The sequence below is a fragment of the Lacinutrix himadriensis genome, from assembly GCF_001418105.1.
GTDB classification, from domain to species: Bacteria; Bacteroidota; Bacteroidia; order Flavobacteriales; family Flavobacteriaceae; genus Oceanihabitans; species Oceanihabitans himadriense.
Map to the genome: position 1 here is coordinate 291,882 of NZ_LIQI01000006.1, position 23,192 is coordinate 315,073.

22 protein-coding genes are annotated in these 23,192 nt (G+C 31.4%); 9 read left to right on the forward strand and 13 right to left on the reverse strand.

Annotated features, from left to right (window positions below; translation table 11 throughout):
* The first annotated feature begins 28 nt into the window (after nucleotides 1–28).
* From AMD28_RS01780 to AMD28_RS01790, 4 genes are all read left to right on the forward strand, one after another.
* The gene (locus AMD28_RS01780) at nucleotides 29–538 is read left to right on the forward strand and encodes a hypothetical protein (RefSeq protein WP_055442442.1); all 510 of its coding nucleotides are present in this window, start codon (nucleotides 29–31) and stop codon (nucleotides 536–538) included.
* Between the two features lie 210 nt (nucleotides 539–748).
* Nucleotides 749–2,011, forward strand: a complete 1,263-nt coding sequence (locus tag AMD28_RS01785) for a serine hydrolase domain-containing protein (RefSeq protein WP_055442443.1) — start codon at nucleotides 749–751, stop codon at nucleotides 2,009–2,011.
* 113 nt (nucleotides 2,012–2,124) lie between these two features.
* Nucleotides 2,125–2,400: a hypothetical protein gene (locus AMD28_RS18480; RefSeq protein WP_152975514.1), complete on the forward strand. Its 276-nt coding sequence runs from the start codon at nucleotides 2,125–2,127 to the stop codon at nucleotides 2,398–2,400.
* 368 nt (nucleotides 2,401–2,768) lie between these two features.
* Entirely contained in the window at nucleotides 2,769–3,368 is a 600-nt protein-coding gene (locus tag AMD28_RS01790) for a YdeI/OmpD-associated family protein (protein ID WP_055442444.1), read from the forward strand.
* Nucleotides 3,369–3,915: 547 nt separating this feature from the next.
* Here AMD28_RS01790 and yajC read toward each other — a convergent pair.
* The 4 genes from yajC to AMD28_RS01810 all read right to left on the reverse strand — a co-directional run bounded on the left by yajC (nucleotide 3,916) and on the right by AMD28_RS01810 (nucleotide 6,975).
* A complete protein-coding gene (gene yajC / locus AMD28_RS01795) occupies nucleotides 3,916–4,212 on the reverse strand; it encodes a preprotein translocase subunit YajC (protein ID WP_055442445.1) in 297 nt (98 codons plus the stop codon).
* Nucleotides 4,213–4,217: 5 nt separating this feature from the next.
* Nucleotides 4,218–4,793: a DUF1573 domain-containing protein gene (locus tag AMD28_RS01800; RefSeq protein ID WP_055442446.1), complete on the reverse strand. Its 576-nt coding sequence runs from the start codon at nucleotides 4,791–4,793 to the stop codon at nucleotides 4,218–4,220.
* A 60-nt stretch (nucleotides 4,794–4,853) separates the two neighbouring features.
* A complete protein-coding gene (gene nusB, locus AMD28_RS01805; protein ID WP_055442515.1) occupies nucleotides 4,854–5,765 on the reverse strand; it encodes a transcription antitermination factor NusB in 912 nt (303 codons plus the stop codon).
* A 106-nt stretch (nucleotides 5,766–5,871) separates the two neighbouring features.
* Nucleotides 5,872–6,975, reverse strand: a complete 1,104-nt coding sequence (locus tag AMD28_RS01810) for a Glu/Leu/Phe/Val family dehydrogenase (protein ID WP_055442447.1) — start codon at nucleotides 6,973–6,975, stop codon at nucleotides 5,872–5,874.
* 144 nt (nucleotides 6,976–7,119) lie between these two features.
* Here AMD28_RS01810 and AMD28_RS01815 point away from each other — a divergent pair, with 144 nt between their 5' ends.
* Both AMD28_RS01815 and AMD28_RS01820 read left to right on the forward strand, forming a co-directional pair.
* Nucleotides 7,120–8,874: an ABC transporter ATP-binding protein gene (locus tag AMD28_RS01815; RefSeq protein ID WP_055442448.1), complete on the forward strand. Its 1,755-nt coding sequence runs from the start codon at nucleotides 7,120–7,122 to the stop codon at nucleotides 8,872–8,874.
* Between the two features lie 142 nt (nucleotides 8,875–9,016).
* Entirely contained in the window at nucleotides 9,017–9,424 is a 408-nt protein-coding gene (locus AMD28_RS01820; protein WP_055442449.1) for a PUR family DNA/RNA-binding protein, read from the forward strand.
* 423 nt (nucleotides 9,425–9,847) lie between these two features.
* Here the strand turns inward: AMD28_RS01820 and AMD28_RS01825 are convergent, their stop codons facing one another.
* From AMD28_RS01825 to AMD28_RS01835, 3 genes are read right to left on the reverse strand one after another with little or no spacing between them, the layout of a single operon-like run.
* Nucleotides 9,848–10,879, reverse strand: coding sequence for a lysophospholipid acyltransferase family protein (locus tag AMD28_RS01825; RefSeq protein ID WP_241492416.1), 1,032 nt, complete (start codon nucleotides 10,877–10,879; stop codon nucleotides 9,848–9,850).
* Nucleotides 10,876–11,784 carry a bile acid:sodium symporter family protein gene (locus AMD28_RS01830; RefSeq protein WP_055442450.1) on the reverse strand — a complete coding sequence of 303 codons (909 nt, stop codon included), beginning with the start codon at nucleotides 11,782–11,784 and terminating at the stop codon, nucleotides 10,876–10,878. The genes AMD28_RS01825 and AMD28_RS01830 overlap by 4 nt, the downstream gene beginning before the upstream one ends.
* Nucleotides 11,785–11,786: 2 nt before the next feature.
* The gene (locus AMD28_RS01835) at nucleotides 11,787–12,122 is read right to left on the reverse strand and encodes a tRNA-binding protein (protein ID WP_055442451.1); all 336 of its coding nucleotides are present in this window, start codon (nucleotides 12,120–12,122) and stop codon (nucleotides 11,787–11,789) included.
* 86 nt (nucleotides 12,123–12,208) lie between these two features.
* On the opposite strand from AMD28_RS01835, the gene AMD28_RS01840 reads away from it, so the two are divergent.
* From AMD28_RS01840 to AMD28_RS01850, 3 genes are all read left to right on the forward strand, one after another.
* On the forward strand, nucleotides 12,209–12,775 hold the full coding sequence (locus AMD28_RS01840) for a thioredoxin family protein (protein ID WP_055442452.1): 567 nt from the start codon (nucleotides 12,209–12,211) through the stop codon (nucleotides 12,773–12,775).
* A gap of 167 nt (nucleotides 12,776–12,942) precedes the next feature.
* A complete protein-coding gene (locus AMD28_RS01845; protein ID WP_055442453.1) occupies nucleotides 12,943–15,561 on the forward strand; it encodes a PAS domain-containing sensor histidine kinase in 2,619 nt (872 codons plus the stop codon).
* Entirely contained in the window at nucleotides 15,554–15,961 is a 408-nt protein-coding gene (locus AMD28_RS01850; RefSeq protein WP_055442454.1) for a response regulator, read from the forward strand. The genes AMD28_RS01845 and AMD28_RS01850 overlap by 8 nt, the downstream gene beginning before the upstream one ends.
* A 137-nt stretch (nucleotides 15,962–16,098) precedes the next feature.
* On the opposite strand, the gene AMD28_RS01855 is transcribed toward AMD28_RS01850, so the two are convergent.
* From AMD28_RS01855 to AMD28_RS01880, 6 genes are all read right to left on the reverse strand, one after another.
* On the reverse strand, nucleotides 16,099–16,779 hold the full coding sequence (locus tag AMD28_RS01855; RefSeq protein WP_055442455.1) for a Lipl32 family lipoprotein: 681 nt from the start codon (nucleotides 16,777–16,779) through the stop codon (nucleotides 16,099–16,101).
* Nucleotides 16,780–16,823: 44 nt separating this feature from the next.
* Nucleotides 16,824–17,441 carry an SIMPL domain-containing protein gene (locus AMD28_RS01860; protein ID WP_083478215.1) on the reverse strand — a complete coding sequence of 206 codons (618 nt, stop codon included), beginning with the start codon at nucleotides 17,439–17,441 and terminating at the stop codon, nucleotides 16,824–16,826.
* Nucleotides 17,442–17,481: 40 nt separating this feature from the next.
* Complete coding sequence (locus AMD28_RS01865) at nucleotides 17,482–17,901, reverse strand: hypothetical protein (RefSeq protein WP_055442457.1); 420 nt, start codon at nucleotides 17,899–17,901, stop codon at nucleotides 17,482–17,484.
* 371 nt (nucleotides 17,902–18,272) lie between these two features.
* Entirely contained in the window at nucleotides 18,273–18,917 is a 645-nt protein-coding gene (locus AMD28_RS01870; RefSeq protein WP_055442458.1) for a response regulator transcription factor, read from the reverse strand.
* Between the two features lie 4 nt (nucleotides 18,918–18,921).
* Nucleotides 18,922–20,958 carry a tetratricopeptide repeat-containing sensor histidine kinase gene (locus AMD28_RS01875; protein WP_161804610.1) on the reverse strand — a complete coding sequence of 679 codons (2,037 nt, stop codon included), beginning with the start codon at nucleotides 20,956–20,958 and terminating at the stop codon, nucleotides 18,922–18,924.
* Between the two features lie 188 nt (nucleotides 20,959–21,146).
* Nucleotides 21,147–23,003, reverse strand: a complete 1,857-nt coding sequence (locus AMD28_RS01880; protein WP_055442460.1) for a B12-binding domain-containing radical SAM protein — start codon at nucleotides 23,001–23,003, stop codon at nucleotides 21,147–21,149.
* Nucleotides 23,004–23,192 lie beyond the last annotated feature (189 nt).

Genomic DNA, 23,192 nt, shown 5'->3' on the forward strand with positions numbered 1-23,192 from the left:
GACCGTTGCAAGCAATTTAAGAGTCACGATGAACAATAGATTTATAATAGAATTATATGATGATGACGAAGTTAATATGCTTCCAATACATTATAAAACTCTGAAATACTTTGAGAGTTTTATAATGGAAAATATACTGTCGGAATTTAAAATTATTCTGAATAGCAAATGGACTCACAGTTTTCTATTATCTTTTGACTCTTGCGATTACAAAAACATACCTGAACATATAAAAACATTTGATGGAATTGAAAAAGGTTTAGTTATTCTTCCACCAAATACATTTTCAAAAGAATCAATGAAAGGTTATTCTGTACAATTTTTTATTTCTAAAATTAATGACAATCCAAAAGGAGAATTTATTGGATTTTGTGAAATGATGTTAGATTTTATCGAAACATTCTTTGTTCTGAATTATAAAAAAATCAACGAAACGGATTTTATAAGTATCAGAGAAAAAGTTGATTGGAATTATCTAAAATCTTTAAAATATCCAGCGGATTTGAAAGACCAACATTTCGTGGGAAAAACGAATTGAGAATTATTAAAAATCTGGAACCTTAGAATTAAGAAATAAAAACTGCTTACAACGACGTTTATAATTAATGGCTAGTTCTGGCTTGCTTACGAAAATCCTCGCGGATTTTCTATTCGGTTTTTATTTGCTAAATTAGGTGCTAAACCATGCAACGTATCATATACAAAACCGTTATGCTCAATTTCTAAAAACCGAACATCCTTGAAAAAAATGTACTATTACAGACTATTACTTCTTTTATTAATTGTTCCATATTCAAATTTATTTGCTCAAACTTATGATGGTTTTTCAAATAAGGAAATTCAATCCGTATTTAAGCAATGGAATTTGGATAATTGGGATGATGGAGGTGAAATATCTCGCTATATATTTTTAAATATGCCTGAATTTTGGACTCACGCCATTATCAATAGAGAAGGAAATATTAAAAGCCTGAAAGAAGATTACCGCAAAGAAATCGAGGAGTTTGTTGTTACTTCTGAATTAGGACAAATGACACTTCAAAACTATGTCAAAACTAGCGAGAAAGTGGATGGTATGATAATATTGCAAGGAGACCGTATTGTATATGAAGCCTACCCAAGAATGTTTCCAAACGATAGGCATCTTTACTGGTCAGTATCTAAAGTGTTTGCTTCAACTCTTATAGCAATTTTGGAAGACAGAAAACAACTTGATGTGACAAAACCGATAGAACATTATCTACCTGAACTTAAAGGGTCTGGATGGGAAAACGTTCCTGTTATTGACATTCTCGATATGGCTTCAGGAATTGATTGTCGTGAATGGGTTGATGGTGCTTTTGAAAACCCTGAAACTTGTTACTATCAATTTGAAGCAGCACTTGGATTTCTAAAACGAACAGAAAAAACCGCAGACAATGCTTTTGAGCACATTAAGACCTTATCATCTGCAAAAACCTCTGGAGAGGTATTTGAATATACTTCAGTAAACACATTCGTTCTCTCTTGCCTCGTAGAGAGAATCACAGGTCTTTCTTATGCAGAAAATATTGAACGTGAAATTTGGCGAAAAATCGGTGCGGAATCTGATGCATTTATTACTCAAACAAATGGCACTAGCATTTCTCACGCAGGAATTAATTCTACACTTCGAGATTTAGCTCGATTTGGCTATATGTTTCTGAACGAAGGTCGTTCAACTGAAAATGCTTTCGTTTCAAATGAATATTTTGATAAAATTCAAAAGCAAGGTCGTCCTCACTTGGTAACTGCATACGGTTCTGAAAATTACACGCTTGATAAAGAAGTTGTTCTTCACAATACCTATCAATGGGACAAAGTAATGGAAGACGGAGATTTTTATAAAGGTGGATTTAGCGGACAAGGTCTTTACATTTCACCTTCACGCAATTTAGTGATAGCCTTTTTTGGAACTGCCGATGAAAATGAAGTGTCGAACGAATTAGATGATATTTCAAGACAGGTTTCTAAATCAGACCTTTTTAATTAATAGAAGAACTGAATTATAACAGAGCATAACAACGCATAAAAAAATTGCTATATTTAGAACTAAATTTAAAAGTGGTTGCCATTCATTGCGGAACGCACTCAAACTCGAAAAAAATGAACAAATTAATAACAAATAAAAACTTGATAATTGTGAATTTTGCAATTGTATCTTACTTTATTCTGATTTTGCTGATTAACTTTTATAAAATAGATTTTGTATTAATTGGAGTTTTTAGAGAAATGTTGACCATACCATTTCTTATTGCACAAATTATATTTTTAGTCATCGGAATAAAATATTTAATAAAAAATCAAAGAAATTTATTGACAATAATTAGTGTTGTATCATTAGCCATTTGTACGATTATTACAATAGGAAGTTTCTTTTAAAATCGGATTGGAGCAAGTTTCTGAAAATTTGAATTATATGTGAAATTTTACAAGTTTCGGAATTGCTTACTCTATCGGAATTTAGAAAGCTTACGAAATAAAAAGCGGACTGAACTTACTCTAATGCTTAAAATAGGAAAACGAATTTAGTGGAATAAACTGAACTCTGAAAAATGAACGAAATGGCAACATGCGTATAAACCAAATAAAAATTCCACACTTTTTTGGCGAAAGTACTTATATAATTATCCTCAAATACGAATCCTAATTTTGCTATTGTAAAAACTTGATTTATCCACTTCTTAAAAAATTAGAAATCATTTTGTAATTTAGTAATTAAAAGACTCTCCCTTTCGTGGAAAATAAATATGAAAAAAGTCTACTCCGTGGAAGAATATATAGAAAGCAATCCACATTTTGCAGAAGCGTTAACCATACTTCGTGATATAATTACAAAAACAGAACTAACCGAAGCCATTAAATGGTCTGCTCCTACCTATAGCGTAAACGGAAAAAACATATTAGGTCTTGGTGCTTTTAAAAAGCATTTTTGCATTTGGTTTTTTAATGGTGTGTTTTTAAAAGATGATGCGAAGCTATTGGTTAATGCACAAGAAAAAACAAAAAATTTACGTCAAATGCGCTTCACATCTATAGACGAAATTGATAAGAATGCAGTATTAGCTTATGTAAAAGAAGCCATAGAAAATCAGAAATTAGGAAGAGAAATTAAAGTCGTAAAAACCACAAAAAAGGATGTTGTTATTCCTCCAGAACTAAAAGAAGTCTTAGATACAAATACATCACTACAGGATACTTTTAAAACGCTTTCCCTTTCTAAACAACGAGAATACTGCGAATATATAGGAACCGCTAAAAGAGAAGCTACAAAACAGTCTAGACTAGAAAAAATAACACCTATGATTCTGAAAGGTGCTGGATTACATGATAAGTATAAGAATTGTTAGATAGTTGTTAGGTGTTAGGTGTTAGGTGTTAGGTGTTAGGTGTTAGGTGTTAGGTAAAAAAACAAACTCCTCTTTCTTCCAATTTCCTATGGAAATTGAAATTCATTCTCCTCTTAAACGTAAGAGGAGAGCCACTACTTTAGAAAAATCACAATTAGCACTTGCTCCTCTCTTTAGATAAAGAGAGATGGATTTATGAAAAATAAATTTGGAGAGTTCCACCTAAAATGCGAAGCTATTTTTAGTATCACAGAACTCCTCTTTCTTGCAATTTCCAATAAAAATTAAAATGCTTTCTTAGCTTAAACCTAAAAGAACATCTACTTCTTTAGAAAAATCACAATTAGTACCTGCTCCTCTCTTTAGCTAAAGAGAGGTGGATTTATGAAAAATAAATCCGGAGAGTTTGACCTAAAATGCGAAGCTATTTTTAGCTGGAATACAAAACAGTAAACTTTTAGATAAAAAACCAAAAAGATAGAAAAAGCAAAAAGCCTCAAAAAGAAAATTCTTTTTGAGGCTTTTATATGATTAGAAGTTTTAAAACTTACTTCTTAATTTCTGTTGGTGAAACATTTAAGTTCTTACTCATTTCCAAAGAAATTGCAGAACGATCAAACTTTAACTTTCCAGCCATCGTTTCAATAACACAACTGTTATCTTTATCGTTAAGATCTGCTATTTTTCCATGCAAACCACTTTTAGTAATTACTTTGTCTCCTCGTTTTAATTCGCTAGCAAACTTTTTTTCTTGTTTGGCACGTTTCATTTGTGGTGCAATCATAAAGAAATACACTACAGCAAACATAGCAATAAACGGTAAAAATTGTCCTATTTCTCCCATTCTAATTAATCGTGGTTATGACCTTCGTGACCTGGTTGCGTACTAGACTTTACTGGCACTGCTGCTGCATTAACTGCACCAGGAACGGCTTGTTGTATTTGTTGATTAGCTACAGGTGCTTTTACAGGAGCATTAGGATCTGCTTTTACAAAAGCTTTAATCTTAACTGTCTCTTTTCCTGTTTTAGTATTCGCTGTTACTGTAATCGTTTTAGATACTGCGTTTTTACCAGAAGCATTATACTTTACTGTGAATTTTCCAGAATCTCCTGGAGCTAAAGGCTCTTTAGACCAATCTTGAGGTACAGTACAACCACATGTACTTTTAATATTTGTAATAACTAAAGGTGTTTTTCCTGTATTTTTATACGTAAATACTGTTTCTACAGGAGTTTTTGCTTCAATTTCACCAAAATCGTGTTCGTTTTTGTCGAAAGTTAATACTGGAAAATCTCCAGCGTTAGCATCTCTTACTGCTGCTTCTGCAACGTTTTTGTCATCAATTTTCTTTGATGCATCTTCTTTACATGAAGTAAAAGCGATTAAGCAAAATGCGCTTAAACCTAATAATACTTTTTTCATAATTCTATTTTTTTAATGGTTCAAAATTATTTTGAGGTGTAAATGTAATAAATTTTACAATTACATCAATCCTCTACCTATTTTATTTAACTTTTTTCCTTCTTGGTATTCTTTAACCAACTTATCTAAAACACCATTGATAAACGTACTGCTTTTAGGCGTTGAATACTCTTTTGCTATTTCTAAATATTCATTAATAGTAACTTTTACAGGAATAGAAGAAAAGTTTAACATTTCGCAAATTCCCATTTGCAATAATATGTAGTCAATGCTTGCAATACGATCTGTATCCCAATTTTTTGTTTTTCCTTCAATTTCGGCAGCCAGTGTACTTTGATTTAGAATTGTTTTCTTCAATAAATCTATCGCAAACTTTTTATCGTCTTCGTCTTTATATAAACTAGGGACAAAGTATGTTGGTTTGATATTTTCCTTTACCTTTTTTAATAATTTTAAAATAGCAGTATTAATTATAGGCAAATCATCTAACCAAGTTAAATTCTTATCTTCAATATACTCGTAAAGTTTTTCGTTAGGTGCAATTATCTCCTTAAAGACATCCACTACAAAGTCTCTGTCTTCTTTAAAAGTAGACGTTTTTGTTTGCATATATTCTGCATACAAATCGCTTGCTAATATTTCTCTAAAAAGAATATCTACATATTCATCATCTAACTCCCAGTTAGTGATTCTATGTGCTTCAATATCTGAAAGAAGTTCTTGATCGTTTTTTAATAACAAAAAGACTTCGTTAAATATTAATTTCTTGTTTGGATTTTTGTCTTCTGAAGTAGCTAGAAGCTTTTTTTGTGTTTTTTCAATGTTTATTTCTGCTTTTTTATGTACCTCAATTAATAAGGACATTAAAAGCAAATACAGATTGTACATACCGTCAATACTGTGTAGTAAAAACCTTTGGTCTTTACTGAAATTGTCACTTTCGCCTCCTTTAAAAGCGTAAAGGATTTGCATAACTTTAATACGAATGTGTCTTCTATTAAGCATATAAAAAAGAACTTAGTTTAAAAAAGGCGAAAGTAGTTACTTTCGCCTTGATATAATAGTATTTTAATAAGAATTATTTAGAATTTTCATTCTTTCTTGCTTCTATTCTACTTTTTGCAATATTAAGTGCTGCTTGATTGGTTGTTACCCCATTGGTATCTGCATTAGATAAAATTTCTAGCGTAGTATTATAGATGTTTTGTGTTTTACGCATAATTTCTTTTTTATCGTAACCTTCTAACTCTGCATATACATTAATAATTCCTCCAGCATTAATTAAAAAGTCTGGTGCATAAACGATTCCTTTTTCTTGAAGAATTGTTCCATGTTTCACCTCTTCAGCCAATTGATTATTAGCAGCGCCTGCAATTATTTTAGCTTGAATTCTATTAATAGTATCATCATTAATAGTTGCTCCTAAAGCACAAGGTGCATAAATATCGACAGCTTCGCTATAAATATCGTTTCCAGTATATATAGTTGCTCCGTATTTTTTACTTACTTCTTCTAAACGTTCTTGGTTAATATCTGAAATAATAACCTTAGCGCCTTCATTAGTTAAATGCTCTACAAGACATTCGCCAACATGACCAATACCTTGAACAATTATTTTTCTATCTTCTAGTACGTCGCTTCCAAATTTATATTTTGCAGCAGCCTTCATTCCCATAAACACACCATAAGCGGTTATTGGTGAAGGGTTCCCTGCTCCTCCTTTGCTTTCAGAAATACCAGTAACATAAGGAGTCACTTCACGAACTAAGTCCATGTCTGCTGTTTCCATACCAACATCTTCTGCAGTAATATATTTTCCGCTTAAAGAGTGTACAAATTCACCAAACTTTTTCATAAGTTCTGGTGTTTTTTGCGTTTTGGCATCTCCAATAATTACCGCTTTTCCTCCTCCAAGGTTTAAACCTGTAATTGCAGCTTTAAAAGTCATACCACGAGAAAGACGCAGTACATCATTTAGAGCTTCCCACTCATTGTTATATTGCCACATTCTAGTTCCTCCAAGTGCAGGACCTAATACTGTATTATGTATTCCAATAATTGCTTTTAAACCTGTATCTTTGTCGTTGCAAAAAACAATTTGCTCATGATCGTCGAAAGAAAATTGTCCAAAAACTGGATCTATTTTTTTTAGATCGCTTGCGTTAATAACGTCTGAAACCATTTAATTTTTAATTTAAAGTTAGGATTGTTCTTTTGATGATTTACAAAAAACAACGTGCAAAATTAAACCAATCTTCAGATAAACGCAACATAATTGCTGTTAAATTATGAAATTGTTAAAAACTTAAAAACACTATTCCTGTAAATGAAAGAATTACAGCACTTAAATAAGTACTTTTTAAAATATAAATATAGTCTAATATTTGGTATTTTTATAACCATAATATCCAAGATTTTTTTACTTTATACTCCTAGACTCATTAGAAAATCTATTAATGTAGTAGATGAATTTAGAAAAGGTAGTATTACAGATATTCAATTAGTTAAAGCAGAATTACTAGAGAACATTCTCTATATTATTGGTGCTGCATTAATAACAGGTGTACTTACCTTTTTTATGCGTCAAACTATCATTAATGTATCTCGTTATATTGAGTTTGATCTAAAAAACGAAGTCTACCAACAATACCAAAAACTATCTCTAAATTTCTATAAAAAAAATAGAACAGGAGATTTAATGAATAGAATTAGTGAAGATGTTGGAAAAGTACGTATGTATGTTGGACCAGCAATTATGTACAGTATTAATACCATCACACTTTTTGTTATTGTTATTGGATCGATGTATAACCAATCGCCCAAATTAACTTTATACACGCTAATCCCCTTACCTATTCTATCTATAATTGTTTTTAAGGTAAGTAAAGAGATACATAAACGAAGTACCGTAGTTCAAGAGTATTTATCTAAACTTTCTACGTTTACTCAAGAATCTTTTAGCGGAATTTCTATCATCAAAGCCTATGGTATGGAACCACAAACATTTAGCAATTTTGACGCGCTTTCTACTACAAATAAAGAAAAACAACTAAGCCTAGTAAAAGTACAAGCCTTATTTTTTCCTACTATGGTATTACTTATTGGTTTAAGTAACTTGATTGTTATTTATATTGGCGGTCAACAATATATCAATGGCGAAATTGAAAGTTTAGGAACCATTGCCGAATTTATTATTTACGTAAACATGTTAACGTGGCCAGTGGCAACGGTTGGTTGGGTAACTTCTATAATACAGCAAGCGGAAGCATCTCAAAAACGTATCAATCACTTCTTAAAAATAGAACCAGAAATTCAAAATAAGGTTAGCGAAACTTCTATTATAAAAGGAAACATCGCTTTTAAAAACGTTTCCTTTGTTTATGACGACACCAATATTGAAGCTTTAAAAGATGTAACTTTCACTGTAAAATCAGGAGAAACCTTAGCTATTATAGGAAAAACTGGTTCTGGAAAATCTACCATTCTAGATTTAATAGGAAGGCTTTACGATATTAAAAATGGAGAACTATTAATAGACGACAAACCAATAGACCAAGTAAATCTTACTAATTTACGCGATAGCATTGGTTATGTACCTCAAGATGCCTTTCTGTTTAGCGATACCATTAATAACAATATAAAATTTGGTAAAGAAGACGCTACCGATGAAGAGGCTATTCAAGCAGCAAAATATGCACAAGTACACAAAAACATTATTGGTTTCACTAAAGGCTATGAAACCGTTTTAGGAGAACGTGGTATTACACTTTCTGGCGGACAAAAACAGCGTGTTTCTATTGCAAGAGCAATCCTTAAAGATCCGCAAATATTGTTATTTGATGATTGCCTTTCTGCTGTAGATACCGAAACAGAAGAAAAGATACTAAAAAGCTTAAACAAACTCTCTAAAGGAAAAACAACCATTATTGTAAGTCATAGAATTTCTTCGGCTAAAAATGCAGACAAGATAATTGTATTAGATGACGGAAGAATTATACAAGAAGGTTCACATGATACCCTTATAGAAAAGGATGGTTATTATAAAGACTTATATTTAAAGCAACTATCTGAAAAATCATAGCCACCTTTCTAATATTTTATTCTAGTGTAAACCCAGCACATATCTTCCCTTTAAAAAGATTTGTAATATTTAGTTGGTTGTTATGTATTTTTTTTTGATTTTTGAACTTCTATTAATGAAACCTTAATATAAAAACAAGACTATGGAAACCAATGGCATGATGGAGAAAGAGGAAATTTATTCTAAAGTATTAAGAGCAGGACGACGCACTTATTTTTTTGATGTTAGAGCAACTAAAGCAGGAGATTACTATTTAACAGTTACCGAAAGTAAGAAGTTCACGAATGATGATGGTTCCTTTCACTACAAGAAACATAAGATTTATATATACAAAGAAGATTTCTCTGAATTCAATAGTATTTTAGCAGAAATGACAGATTATATTATCTCTGAAAAAGGAGATGAAGTAATTAGCGAGCGTCACCAAAAAGACTTTAAAAAAGAATATAACACAGAAGCTGTAGTAGAAAGTACAACAACGGAAGCAACTACGGAAACATCAGAACCTGCAGAAAGCAGATTTACAGATGTTGATTTTGATGATATTTAAAATCTAATCCAATTAAAATTTTAAAACCGTTGCTTTTAGTAACGGTTTTTTTATGCTATAAAATTAGAACTAGTACCTGCGCTTCTCTGTAGCTAAAGAGTTGTGGTTCCGTTTTTACGGAATCGGAGCCTTTGACCTAAAATGCGAAGCTATTTTTTAAACACAAAACTCCTCTTTCTTCCAATTTCCTGAGATAATTTGTAATAATTGAAATTCATTATCGGCTTTAACTAAAGAGGAGAGCTACTATCTAATAATAATTAAAGTAAATACTGGCTCCTCTCTTTAGCTAAAGAGAGGTGGATTTTATGAAATAAAATTCGGAGAGTTTGACCTAAAATGCGAAGCTATTTTTATAAAAGCAAAACTCTTCTTTAACAAAACAGAATTCCTTTAACAGATTACTTCGTACCTCGCAATGACTTAAGCCTTCACATACAACAAAGCCAAAACAGAAATCACGAAAGCATAAATTAGAGCAATTTGCCATCCAAGAAATATAGATAAGGCAAAAACTACAATAAAAAACCAAATAGGAAACAGGGTAATATAAACAGCAAACCTAAACGTTGCTACAAACTCTATTTCTTTAATTTTTGGTTTTACATAGGTTTTCCAAACCATAAAAGGAAGCACAAAATTTGCTAGAAGGATATATTTTATACCTGTTTTAAAAAAACTAGCTTTGGATTTTGTTTGTTTCTGGCAGGTTTCAAAATTAGAAGATATACAGTTGTTTACAGCTTCCGGATTTAAAAAATCTACATTGTTCTCTATAAGTTTCGTTAGATTTTCTTCATAATTTTCAGAAGGAATATGTGTTGTTAATTTAGAAATTGCCTGGTGCATATCCGCTTTAAGCGCAATAACAGCTTGGATTCTATCTTTTAAAAGGTAGTTTTTTGCAGCTATTGGCTTTCCGAAGAAAACCGCTGTACTATCTACAAAACGATCTGCTTTTATATAATTAACACCTACAGGGATAATTTGTAAATCTAATTCTGGATATTTCTCTAAAGTTTCGAAAACAATTCTAGTGAATCCTTTACTTAAAGGTCTTACGGTTCTATTTAAATGATGATTACCTTCGGGAAAAATGGTAACCGCTTTATTCTGTTTTAAAATATCGGTACACGCAGAAAATATAGAGTTGTTATTACTAATATTACTCCAACCATCTCTTATTCTATAAACTGGAAGCATTTGTAGACTTCGTAAAAGTCTATCTACAATAGGTTTATTAAAAACGGAAGCTCGTGTTAAAAAATAACAAAACCTACCCGATTTTGTAGCAATTAACAACGGATCGATAAGTGCATTTTGGTGGTTACTTAAAAACAGAACCGGTTTATTTTTAGGTATATTTTCGACATGATACACCTTCAAACTTTTGTAATAACAAAAGAGTCCTAGCCTTATATAGGTTCTCACAAAATGTAACCAAAGTAATTTCAAATGTTTTCTTTTTTAGATTTTGAAGACCAATAAAACGATAAGCATAAGCCAGAAACAATATGCCAAATTCCCCAGAATGCTGCAATTAAAGCCATTCCTCCTAGTCCGTTAAAAAACGTAAAAATAAGTAACAAACCCAAGCCAGAGTTTTGTATTCCTGTTTCTATGGCTAATGTTTTTTGATTTTTAAAAGACAAACCAAAAGCTTTAGCTAGAAAAAAGCCAAGCGCTAGTGCTATTATATTATGGCTAATTCCCAATAATAAAACCTTATCTATATACTGATTAAAAATATCTAAATTATTTGAAAAAGCAATAACCACAATACCTACAAAGACCACTATTGAAAACGGTTTTAATATTTTGGAAAGTTTTTCTGCTAATATTGGCATTTTACTGCGTAAAGACATTCCTAATACTAACGGAATACCTAAAATAAGCAATACTAGTTTCACTAAATCGAAGAAGTTTAATTCTACATTTTGTAATAGCTGCGCGGTAGGCTCGTATAAATTTCCATAAAACTGAAAATTTATCGGAGTTAATATCATGGCCAAAAATGTAGCAAAAGCGGTTAAACTTACAGAAAGGGCTGTGTTTCCTTTTGCAAGATGTGTCATGAAATTAGAAATATTTCCTCCAGGACAAGCAGCAACCATCATCATACCAAGTGCAATACTGGCTTGTGGTTTTATTAGTAAAATAAAAAGATATGTTACAAAAGGCAATAGAACAAACTGTGAGAGTATACCAAGCAAGACTACTTTTGGCTGTTTAAACAATTGCTTAAAATCGCTTGTAGTTACACCAAGGGCAACGCCAAACATAACTACAGCAAGTGCTATATTTAAGACCCAGAGTCCGTTGGCATCAAAATTAATTTTCACGTCATCTAATTCCACCATATTTATGAGACAGTAGATCCGTTTTTGACTTTATTTTCCGGATTTAATAAAATGACATCTTTATTATTTACAGCACCAACAACTAAGCATTCGCTCATAAATTTACCAATCTGTTTTTTCTTAAAATTGACAACAGCAACAATTTGTTTGTTTAGTAAGTCCTCTTTTTTATATAAAGTGGTTATTTGTGCAGAAGACTTTTTAATACCTAAAGCGCCAAAATCTATGGTAAGTTGGTATGCTGGATTTCTAGCTTCCGGAAAATCGTTAACTTCTATAATAGTGCCTACTCGCAAATCTACTTTAGTAAAATCGTCAAAAGTTATTGTATTACTCATGCGCTAAATGTACAAAATATTGTTTTTGGAATTTATATTTTGCTTTTTGTATTTTACTTTTTTTTACATTAGTGAAAAATTAAATCATGGCAAGAACACCTTCAAATATGCTTCCGTTAGGCACAAAAGCTCCAAATTTCGAATTATTAGATACGGTTTCCAACAAAACATTATCCCTTCAGCAATTAAAAGGAAAACAAGCAACTGTGGTTATGTTTATATGCAACCATTGTCCGTTTGTAATTCATGTAAATGCTTCTTTAGTACAACTGGCAAAACTATATGAAACAAAAGGGGTTTCGTTTATAGCTATTTCTAGTAATGATGCAGGGAATTACCCGCAAGACGGACCAGAAAAAATGAAAGAGCATGCTATAGATAACCAATATCCTTTTGCTTATTTATATGATGAAACGCAAGAAGTTGCAAAAGCTTATGATGCTGCTTGCACTCCCGATTTTTATGTTTTTAATTCCGATTTAAACTTAGCATATCGCGGACAATTAGATGACTCGAGACCAGGAAACGGTATTGCTATTACAGTAAAAGATTTACAAAATGCATTAGATTGTATTTTAAATAAAACCGAAAATAAAACGCAGCAAAAACCAAGCATTGGTTGTAATATTAAATGGAAAAACAATAACCTCTAAAAAGCATCAAAAATCATGTAAGAATAAAGGATACAACCTATTACGTTCCTTTATTATTTTTATTCGTTAGATAAAAAATTTAACTTAGCACAATAACACGCTTAGTAATTAAACTAATTTCTTATAGCCAAACAAAAGCAAATAAGTATAATTAGGCCCCAATTAAAATGAAATCTACTTTAACAACAGCTATAATAGCAACGAATAATGATGGTATTATATATCAGTTTAACGAAGGTGCCGAGACCTTATTAGGTTATTCTGCTTCTGAAATGATTGGGTTTAAAAAAACTACATTTTTTCTTCTTGATGAAGAATTTAAACAGTTTAAAAAGGATATTTTATCACAATATAAAAATGAAAACTCGGATGTTGATCCCTATCAATTATTGGCGCAAAATGATGGTTATGATGCTCGCGAGTGGACGATTATTAAAAAAGATGGCACTTCATTTATTGCAAACTCCATACTTACTCCCATAAAAAATGAAAACGGAGAAAGCATTGGCTATTTAAGAATAATAAGAGATATCACCGAACAGAAAAAAATAGAATCTGAACTTTTACGAAAAAACCAAGCCTTAAATGCTGCCGAAAAACTAACCATGGTAGGAAATTGGCAGCTCGACGTTATTACCAATGATGTTATATGGTCTGTCAATCTCTATAATATTTTTGGAATAGACCCAAAAGAAATTTTAATTTACGACACCTTCTTTAGTTATGTGCATCCAGACGATAAAGAATTGGTTAGCATATCTATTGAAAAATCTAAAAAGGACAAGAAGTTTTATGATTTATTACATCGTATTCAATTAAAAAATGGTAAAATAAAAACAATTCAACTACTAGGAGAAGTCATTTTAGACAAGGATGGAAATCTTATTGAAATGATGGGAACCTGCCAAGATGTAACAGAACAAAGAATGGCAGAAATTAAATTCAAAGGATTACTTGAATCTGCTCCTGATGCTATGGTAATAGTTAACGAATATGGCGAAATACAGTTAATTAATAAACAAGCTGAAAATTTATTTGGCTATACCCCAGAAGAATTAATTAATAAAAGTGTTGAATTATTAATACCACATAGAGATAATAACGAACAAAACACGAATCACAAAAGCTTTTTTGAAGCTCCTAAAACACGAAAAATGGGAGAAGGAAAAGATCTTTACGGTATAAATAAACAAGGAAAAGAAATACCGATACAAATAAGTTTGAGTCCGTTAAAAACCGAAGAAGGTCTTCTTGTTTCTACTGCAATTAGAGATATCACCGTTCAAAAAAAGATAGAGTCTGACCTTTTACGAAAAAACCAAGTTTTAAATGCTGCTGAAAAAATAACCATGACAGGAAACTGGCAATGGGACACTGTTATTAATAATGTAAAATGGTCTAGTAACTTATTTAATATTTTTGAAGTAGACCCAAAAGAGACTTTAAATTTTGAGACTTACTTTGGTTTTGTGCATCCAGACGATAAAGAAACGGTAAGTAAATCTTTTGAAAAATCTAGAACGGATAAACATTTTTATGATCTACTACATCGTATCATATCCACTAGTGGAAAAATTAAAAGCATACAATTACTTGGAGAAGTTGTTACAGATGATGCAGACAATGTTATTGAAATCATTGGTACCTGCCAAGATGTAACACAACAAAGAATGGCAGAAATTAAATTCAAAGGATTACTTGAATCTGCTCCAGATGCTATGGTAATTGTAAATGAATATGGCAAAATACAGCTAATCAATAAACAGGCAGAAAAATTATTTGGTTACGTATCTGAAGAATTAATTAATAAACCAGTAGAATTATTAATACCACAAAAAGATAATAACAAACACATTACACACCGTAAAAGTTTTTTTGAAGCTCCTAAAACAAGAAAAATGGGAGAAGGAAGAGATCTTTACGGTATAAACAAACAAGGCAAAGAAATACCAATACAAATAAGTTTAAGTCCGTTAAAAACCGAAGAAGGCCTACTTGTTTCTGCTGCCATTAGAGATATAACGAATCAGAAAAAAGCAGAAAAAAAGATCTTAGAAGCCAATGAAAGTTTAGAAGTATTAGCACAAAAACTTACTTTACAAAATACGCAACTAGCAGATTTTGTGCACATAACCTCACACAATTTACGTGCTCCTGTAAGTAATTTAAACTCTTTATTAGAAATTTATAATTTAGCAGAAACGGAAGATGAAAAAGTGCTTTTATTCGACAAATTTGAAATCGTCATAAATCATTTAACAGAAACTTTAAACACTTTAATTGAAGCCTTAAAAACAAAAAACGAAGAATCTAGTAACTTAGAGAATATTTCATTTGATGATATATTAAACAAGACAAAAGAGATTCTTACAGGTCAAATTATAAAGACTAAAGCCAAAATAACTAGTGATTTTTCAAAAAAAGCAAATATTACCTATAATAAAGTTTATTTAGAAAGTATTTTTCTTAATTTGTTGAGCAATGCATTAAAATACAAATCAGATGATAGAAATCCAGAAATTTTTATTCATTCAGAATTTGAAAACGGTGTCCTCAAACTAAAGTTTAAAGATAATGGCTTAGGTATAAATTTAAAAAGGCATGGTCATAAACTATTTGGTTTAAACAAGGTATTTCATAGACATCCAGACGCTAAAGGTGTTGGTTTATTTATGACCAAAGTACAAGTGGAAGCAATGGGAGGAAAAATAACAGTAGAAAGTGAAGTTCATGTTGGCTCTACTTTTTGTATTAACTTTAATAAACAGAGAATAGATAATGAGTAAAAATTTTAGCTTTTGTATTGTTGACGATGATGATATATATCAATTTACCATAAAAAAAACTATAAAATCCCTTAACATAGCAAAAAACATTATTGCTTTTTCTGATGGTGAAGAGGCTTTAAATTTTATGATTGAGAATCTTAACAATGACGAAGAACTTCCAGATGTTATTCTACTCGATATAAATATGCCTATTATGGATGGCTTTCAATTTATGGAAGAATACATAAAAATCAAACCAAAATTAGGTAAGAAAATAATCATATATATGGTGTCTTCTTCTGTGGATACTTCAGATATTGAAAGAGCAAAAAAGATAAGTGAAGTTTCAGATTACATTATTAAACCAATTAAAGAAAATCAATTAACAACTATTCTTACCGAGCTATCTAAACAATAGCAGATATCTAACAAATTAAAAACGAAACAAAATCTATAACTGTTTCGTTTTTGTGTTTTAGGATAAAGCTATACATAAAAACACCTCTTCATTTATATAAAGAGGTGCTTAATAAAAAGACAAATATCTATTTATTTCTATAGTTCTTTTTTAAGGTCTTCAATGGTTTTAGCCATTACTACACCTGGTAATTTTACTGGAGCTGCAACTTCTGCTAAAAAGGTTCCTTTAACTTCTCCTGTTTTATACGTTGTAAAACCAATACGATATAAACCAGCAGTTAAAGCTTTTGTAGGACTCCCCACTTCACTCTTATATCTTAATAACGAATTGTAACTTCTTCCACTAGGTTGTTTCGGCATTTCACTACTATCATCATTGCTATCTAGTTTAGTCCAAGTAGCACTTTTAGCAGCCGCTACAGTAATATCTTCTTTTTTGAAAATGGTAGAACGTTCTAAAGTAATGTACGTATCAAAATAATCGCTAGAAGAAGCATTTTCTGTGTAAGCTTCCGAACTAATAGCTCCTTTAATTTTTGTTTTAGCTACTGGAGAAAGCATTCTTACACCAAGTTCTGGAGCAACAGCAGGAATCCAGATGTATATATAATGGAATTTCTTACCATCTACTATCTCGTCTTCATTTCCTGCAGAAGCGTAACCTAAATAAGATATCACATCTGTATAAGGTACTTTAATTGTTTTTGGTCCAATCTTTTTCTCTACAGAACTTCCAAACTTTTTTAATTTTTGAGCTTCTGCTTTAAAAACACAACAGAAAGTGAATACGGATAATACTACTAATTTAATTTTCATGATTTTTGATTTATTTTATTAATTTATAGATGTTCGTTTTTTTATTATTTTAATTCAAAAGAGACCGTTACTACATGACTTTGCAATGTAGAAGTACCATAACTCTGCACATATTGTCCGCTTGTATTTTGATCCACAACAGCCACAACTTCTCCAATAGTTTTATTCATTTTTGCAGCTAAAGCTTCCGCTTTTTCTCTTGCATTATCCATTGCTTTTTTTGCAAGTTCTACCAACGCATCGTTTGTTAACTTCTTGGCTTCTATCTCTGTATTCGCAATAGATGTTCCTGCTAATTTTAGATTTATAATTTTTCGAACTTCTTCTTTATTCGATGTTTTTAGATAGTAATATTCTGTTACTCTGCCTTGCCCATAAGACGCAGCAAACTCGTAATAGGTACTTCTACGAAACCTGCTAAAATCGATACCTAAATCTCCTAATTTATTAATATAATTGTTCTTTACGTCGCTTACAGAAGCTACTTCTACTTCGCCCTGCCCTTCATAAACAAGTATTTGTTGTAAGGAGATTAAAATCGTGTAGCTACTGTCCTCTACACTTGTTTCGGTTTCACCAACTACGGTAATAGTATTTCTATTTTCTTGTGCTATGGAGGATACCGTGAATAACACCGCCATTAAAAAGATGAATTTTTTCATAATAATTTTAGTTTATGTTTTAGTTTTAATTTTATATTTTTTAGAAGAATAAGATGGAAGCAACAATCATCCAGGCACCTACAAATAGCCCTACGATTCCTAGTTTCCCTTGTTTTGGAGCTAATTTTTCTCTTAGCACCATTGCTTTTTCTTTAGCAGCTTCATTTTTAGATAAAACAAGTTTATTAATAAGGCTAAATCCTAACATAAATCCTAGAACAGCTTCTACAATACTTCCTGCTAATAATGTTACCCACCAAATTGGGAATGTTGTAAGCCAACCTAAATTTAAAATGGAAAAAATAATACCCCAAACACCATAAAAACAAAAAATAAGTCCGATCCAACCTTGGTAAGGTTCTATTTTTTCCAACAATTCTTTTGCGTTAGGTTTTTTGGATAGTAATAAAGATGGTACTGCGATAATGCTTAATAAAATAAGTGTAATTCCGAAAGTCATAATTTTGTTTTTAATGGTTAAAGTTTGTTTGTTTTTTTTTAGAATGGAAACACCTGATATTTTTTATGTTATTCGCTTATGGTGTTTCTTATTCTCTGGTACAAATTTATGGCAGAAGTCCGTTTGTTTTAACCCCGTTTTTAGTGAAAATGAATACCCTGAAAACAGGGTGTTTAATAACTATTAACTGATTTACAAGTAGTTAAAAATGTATTTTGTTTATTTTTAAAATGAAATAACACGGAATAGGATAACCTATAAAGTATGTTTTTCATTAAAATACTGTAGGACTTTACTTTGGAGAATAAGTAATAAAAAAGGGCTCTATTATAAAATAGAACCCTTGGATATAATTAATGAGAATATATATACTAGGAAGACACGTAGCCTTTTTTTATAGCGTATTTGGTAAGTCCGGCGAGATTTCTAACATCCAGTTTGGTAATCAGGTTTTTTCGGTAGCTTTCAATAGTATGCTTGCTCAAAAACAACTGATCGGCAATTTCTTGTGTAGTAAATTCTTCCGCAATTAGCGAGATGACTTCCACTTCCCTTTTGGTAAGTTTGATTTCCTTTTCTTTATTCTTTTCAAATTTATTTTTCAGATAGATATCTTTAATTTCTTTTGAGAAATATTTTTCTCCTCCTAAAATAGTGGCTATCGCTTTTAAGAACTCTTCTTTTTGTGCATTTTTCTGAAGATAGCCATCCACGTTACTTTCAATAAGATCATCAATAATTTTTGGGTCATTATGCATACTAACCACTAACGTTTTTATATTTCTATCTGTTTTCTTAATCCACTTATTTAAAGCAATACCATCTACTTCTGGCATAGTGACATCGGTAATTACAAGATCTATTTTTTCTTCTGTATTTATCGAAATATATTTCTGAACATGTCCGCCATGCTTCGCCGTAAATAGAATATTGTAATTACTTTCGGTTTTTAGAATACTTAATAAACCATCTAAAAACATTTTATGATCGTCGGCTATAATAAGGTTATGCTTCATTTATTTATGCTTTTAATGGGATTTCTATATGGATATTGGTACCTCTATTCGCTTTGGAATCGATATGCAATTTGCCATTATAATTTTCAATTCTATTCTTAATATTCGTTAAACCGATACCCAATGTAGTCTTGGATACATCAAATCCGATGCCATCGTCTTCATACACAAAAAACAGACATTCGTTTAAAAGGTCTAACTGTATATCTATGGTTTTCGCTTTTGCGTATTTTAGCGTATTGGTTGTTAATTCCTGAAAGATAGAAAACAATTCGTTTTGTAAAATTTTGTTTAGGCTATTGATCTTTTCTTCGTCATAAAAAGAAATATTGCATTGTATCTCACTAGCATCTTCCACAGTATGGATATATTCTTTGATTAAAAAAACGAAATCATTTTCTCTGATTTTTTTCGGCAATAAATTATGCGATATATTACGTACTTGCTCATAGGTATCATCTAGCTGACTATAAATTAATTTCAACTTATCTGGATGATTCGAAAGCTGACTAAATTGCAATTTTATAGCCGCTAAGTTACCACCAACGCTATCATGCATTTCTTGAGCAATCTTTTTACGCTCTTGATCTTGCCCTCTAACAGCTGCTTTAATTAGCTTTATTTCTTGATCTTTTTTTAAGGAAATCACTTGTTGCTCATTAATCTCTTTCTCTTTTAGATTAAGCAAACCTTGTGCTTGTAATTTTTGATAATAGATAATTAAAAGTCCGGCAATTGGCACTAATAAAATGAAAAAAGCCACAAGAACAATGTATTTAATAGTCTTTTCTCTATCTAGCTCTAAAGCTTTTAAAGTTTCTTTTTCTTTAAGTAATGCGATTTCATTTTTACGTTTTTCAACACCGTTTTGTAATTGTAAAACCTGATTTTCATTTTGTTTTGCAATAATAGCTTCTTGCAGTTTATACTTTTCTATATCTGCATCCTTGTTCTTAATATGTAAACTCTTATTTAGATTTTCTATCTGTAATAGTTTTATCGTTTTTTCTTTTTCTAGCGTTTTAAATTTAACCTCTAAACTGTTTATCTCTTTTTCCGTTTGTGAATTCTCGATAGAATCTTTTATCTCGTAATAATGTTTTCCGTAGCTATAAGCACTGCGATGATCACCTTTTCGAAGCGAAAGCTTTTCTAACATGAGATAACTATTCATCTCTATATCTAAATTCCCCAAATTCAAAGATTTAATTAGCGTATTAGAAAAAATTAAAAGTGCTTCGCTATCTCTTTTTTCATTGAATAAGATAGTTCCTATTTTTCCTAAAATGATGAGTTCTAAATTATAAGATCTATTGTCTCTGCTAATTTCTTTTGCTTCGTAGAATGCCGTAAGCGCTTTGTCTGTTTCTCCTTGACTTAAATAATTATCTCCTATATTAATTATAACGTTTACTAAGGCTTGCTTTCTATGTGTATCCTTCTCACAGATATCTTTTGCTTTCTGTAAATAGGCGTTGGCTTTTTCATAATTAGAAAGGGATGAATAGATAGAACCTAAATTAATATAGCTTCCTAAAATAAGTTCTTCATCGTTAGAAAATTCAATACATTTATCAAAAAGGGCTAAAGCCTCTTCTGTTTTCCCAAGAGTAACATAGGTACTTGCCAATCCGTGTAAATGCGTATAGTACAAGTTTGTTTCCTTATGCTTTTCACTGAGTTCTGCTCCTTTGATATGCCACTTTTTACTTTCCTGATACAAGCCCTTGTTTTTGTTATTTAGGGCTAGAAGTTGATAAGACAATATGGTTAATCGCACACCTAAAGAATCTTTAATATTCTTTTTACTTTTAAGTGCTTGATGGGTATAATAAATGGAAGAATCCATAGCCACGTATTTACTATGGTAGTACGCCAATAATAAATTGGTATTCGTTATCGCTTTTTCAGATTTAAAAGCACCTAATACATGATGCGCTTCCTCGTATGCTTTTTTTTCAAAACCATTATTGAAATAATAAAAAAGCTGATCTACCTTTTCCCCTTCACTTTCAATAATAAATGTTGTTGTTTGTGCCATACCAATAGAAGTATAGCATACAAATGAAAAGTAAAAAAGTATCGGAACTTTAAAAACATGCACAAATGTAGGAATTGCAAACCTTATAAGCATCCCCGAAAACAGGGTTTATACGTTTTTTTTACAAAGCGTAAATTACCACTAACAAGAAGATCGATAACGTACTCCAATTCTTTTTCAGAAAAACGTTAAGCTAAAAAACTTTCAATCAAACCTTTAGAATGACTCGTTGGAAGCACCGGGAAATCGAACCAGTTTTGTAACTTCTCTTCAAAGCCTGCATTATTTAAATAGTTATGAAGTGCCACGTTTAAACCTTTGGTATATTTAGGATGGGTTGCTCCTTGCGGATCTACATGATATAAATCGTTTTGGGCGAATCCTTCAAAAACAGGCCCTGTTATTTCGATACCGAATGCTTCCGGATTCTGACCAATCGGACTATGAATAGTGGTTGTAAATTGATGCCAAAATGCAGACTGAATACAATTCCTTTCAAATAATTGTCGCACGACTTCTAAAGAATCGATAGTTTCTTGTTCAGTTTGCGTTGGAAATCCATACATAAGATAGGCATGCACCATGATATTATTCTTAGAGAAATTATTGGTTACTCTGGTAACCTGAGCAATATCTACCCCTTTTTTCATCTTAGCCAATAATCTATCGGAAGCTACTTCTAAACCTCCAGTTACTGCAATACAACCAGATTTTGCCATGACTTCACATAATTCAAAATCGAATGTTTTTTCGAATCGAATGTTGGTCCACCAAGTAATCTTTACATTTCTATCGATTAATGCTTTAGACAAAGCTCTTAGTATTTTAGGAGGTGCAGCTTCATCTACAAAATGAAAACCAGTAATGCCGGTATCCTTTGTTATTTTCTCAATTTTATCGACTAAATCTTCGGCTGTTGTATTTTGATAATTCCCAATATAATCTAAAGTCACATCACAAAACGAACATTGTTTCCAGTAACAACCATGCGAAATAGTAAGTTTATTCCATCTGGCATCTGTCCACATACGATGCATCGGATTTACAACATCTAAAAAAGAAACATATTTCTCAAAAGGCAATCCGGAATAATCTGGTGCCGGTAAATTTTTATGATGGTAAATGGTATTCGGAATTTTATTCTTGTACACCACTTCCTCATTTTCTAATACGAAGGTGCGCTCTAATTCACTAGCATCGACTTTACCTTCTAGATAACGGACTATTTTCAACAAAGGACCTTCGCCATCATCTAAGGAAATAAAATCTACAAATTCAAAAATTCTAGGATCTTCTAGCGTACGTAATTCGGTGTTACAATATCCGCCACCAAAAGCTACATGTATATCTGGAAAAAGCTGTTTGATAAACTGAGAGCATCGTAGTGCTGCGAATAAATTCCCAGGAAAAGGAATGGTAAAACAAACCAAAACAGGTGTATGTTCTTCGATTTGCGCGACTAGAATATCTAGCATTTCCTCTTCTATGATGGTAGGTTGATAACTCAAAAAAGTATCCAGTTGATCAAAACTACTTGCCGAAGTCGCAATTTGCTCGGCGTATTTTGTAAATGCAAAAAACTCATCGACATTGGCTTGAATAAAATCGCCAATTTCTTCAATAAAAAGCGTTGCATGATGCTTTGCTTTATCGATTACTCCTATTTCTCCTGCTTCCCACTTAATAGTCGTATTTACTTTAGATAAACGATGCCCTAATGGTAAAAAACCTTTTTCTAAGATTTTATTAGCCGTTTTAATATCTTGTTTCTGAAGAAATGCAAGCACCACATCTACTCTAGAAATATACATATCCTTTCTTTTGCTCATTTCTGGGTACTGATAATTCTCCAAATCGATAGCTTCCTGAAAAATAGCACGTAGAAAATCACTTCTAAAAACAGAAGTAAAAAGCTCGATACTTAAATCGCAATGCGTAACCGTTATCTCGTGTTTTTCTAAAAACCCTTTAAGATAAGCGGTTGCAGGATACGCGGTATTTAACTGCGTAAAAGGAGGTGTAATAAAAAGGATTTTAGATTGCATGCTGCAAAGATATAGTTCTTAAAAATAAATGTGTGGAAATAGTGTGGTAATATTCTGAATGAATTAGTAAGCTATCAGAAACATTTTAAATAAAAAAAAACAGACTGCTTACACAATCTGTTTTTATATAAAATTCAGTAGAAATACTACAAGGCAAAATTCACATAAACCGATAAACGCTGTTTAGAC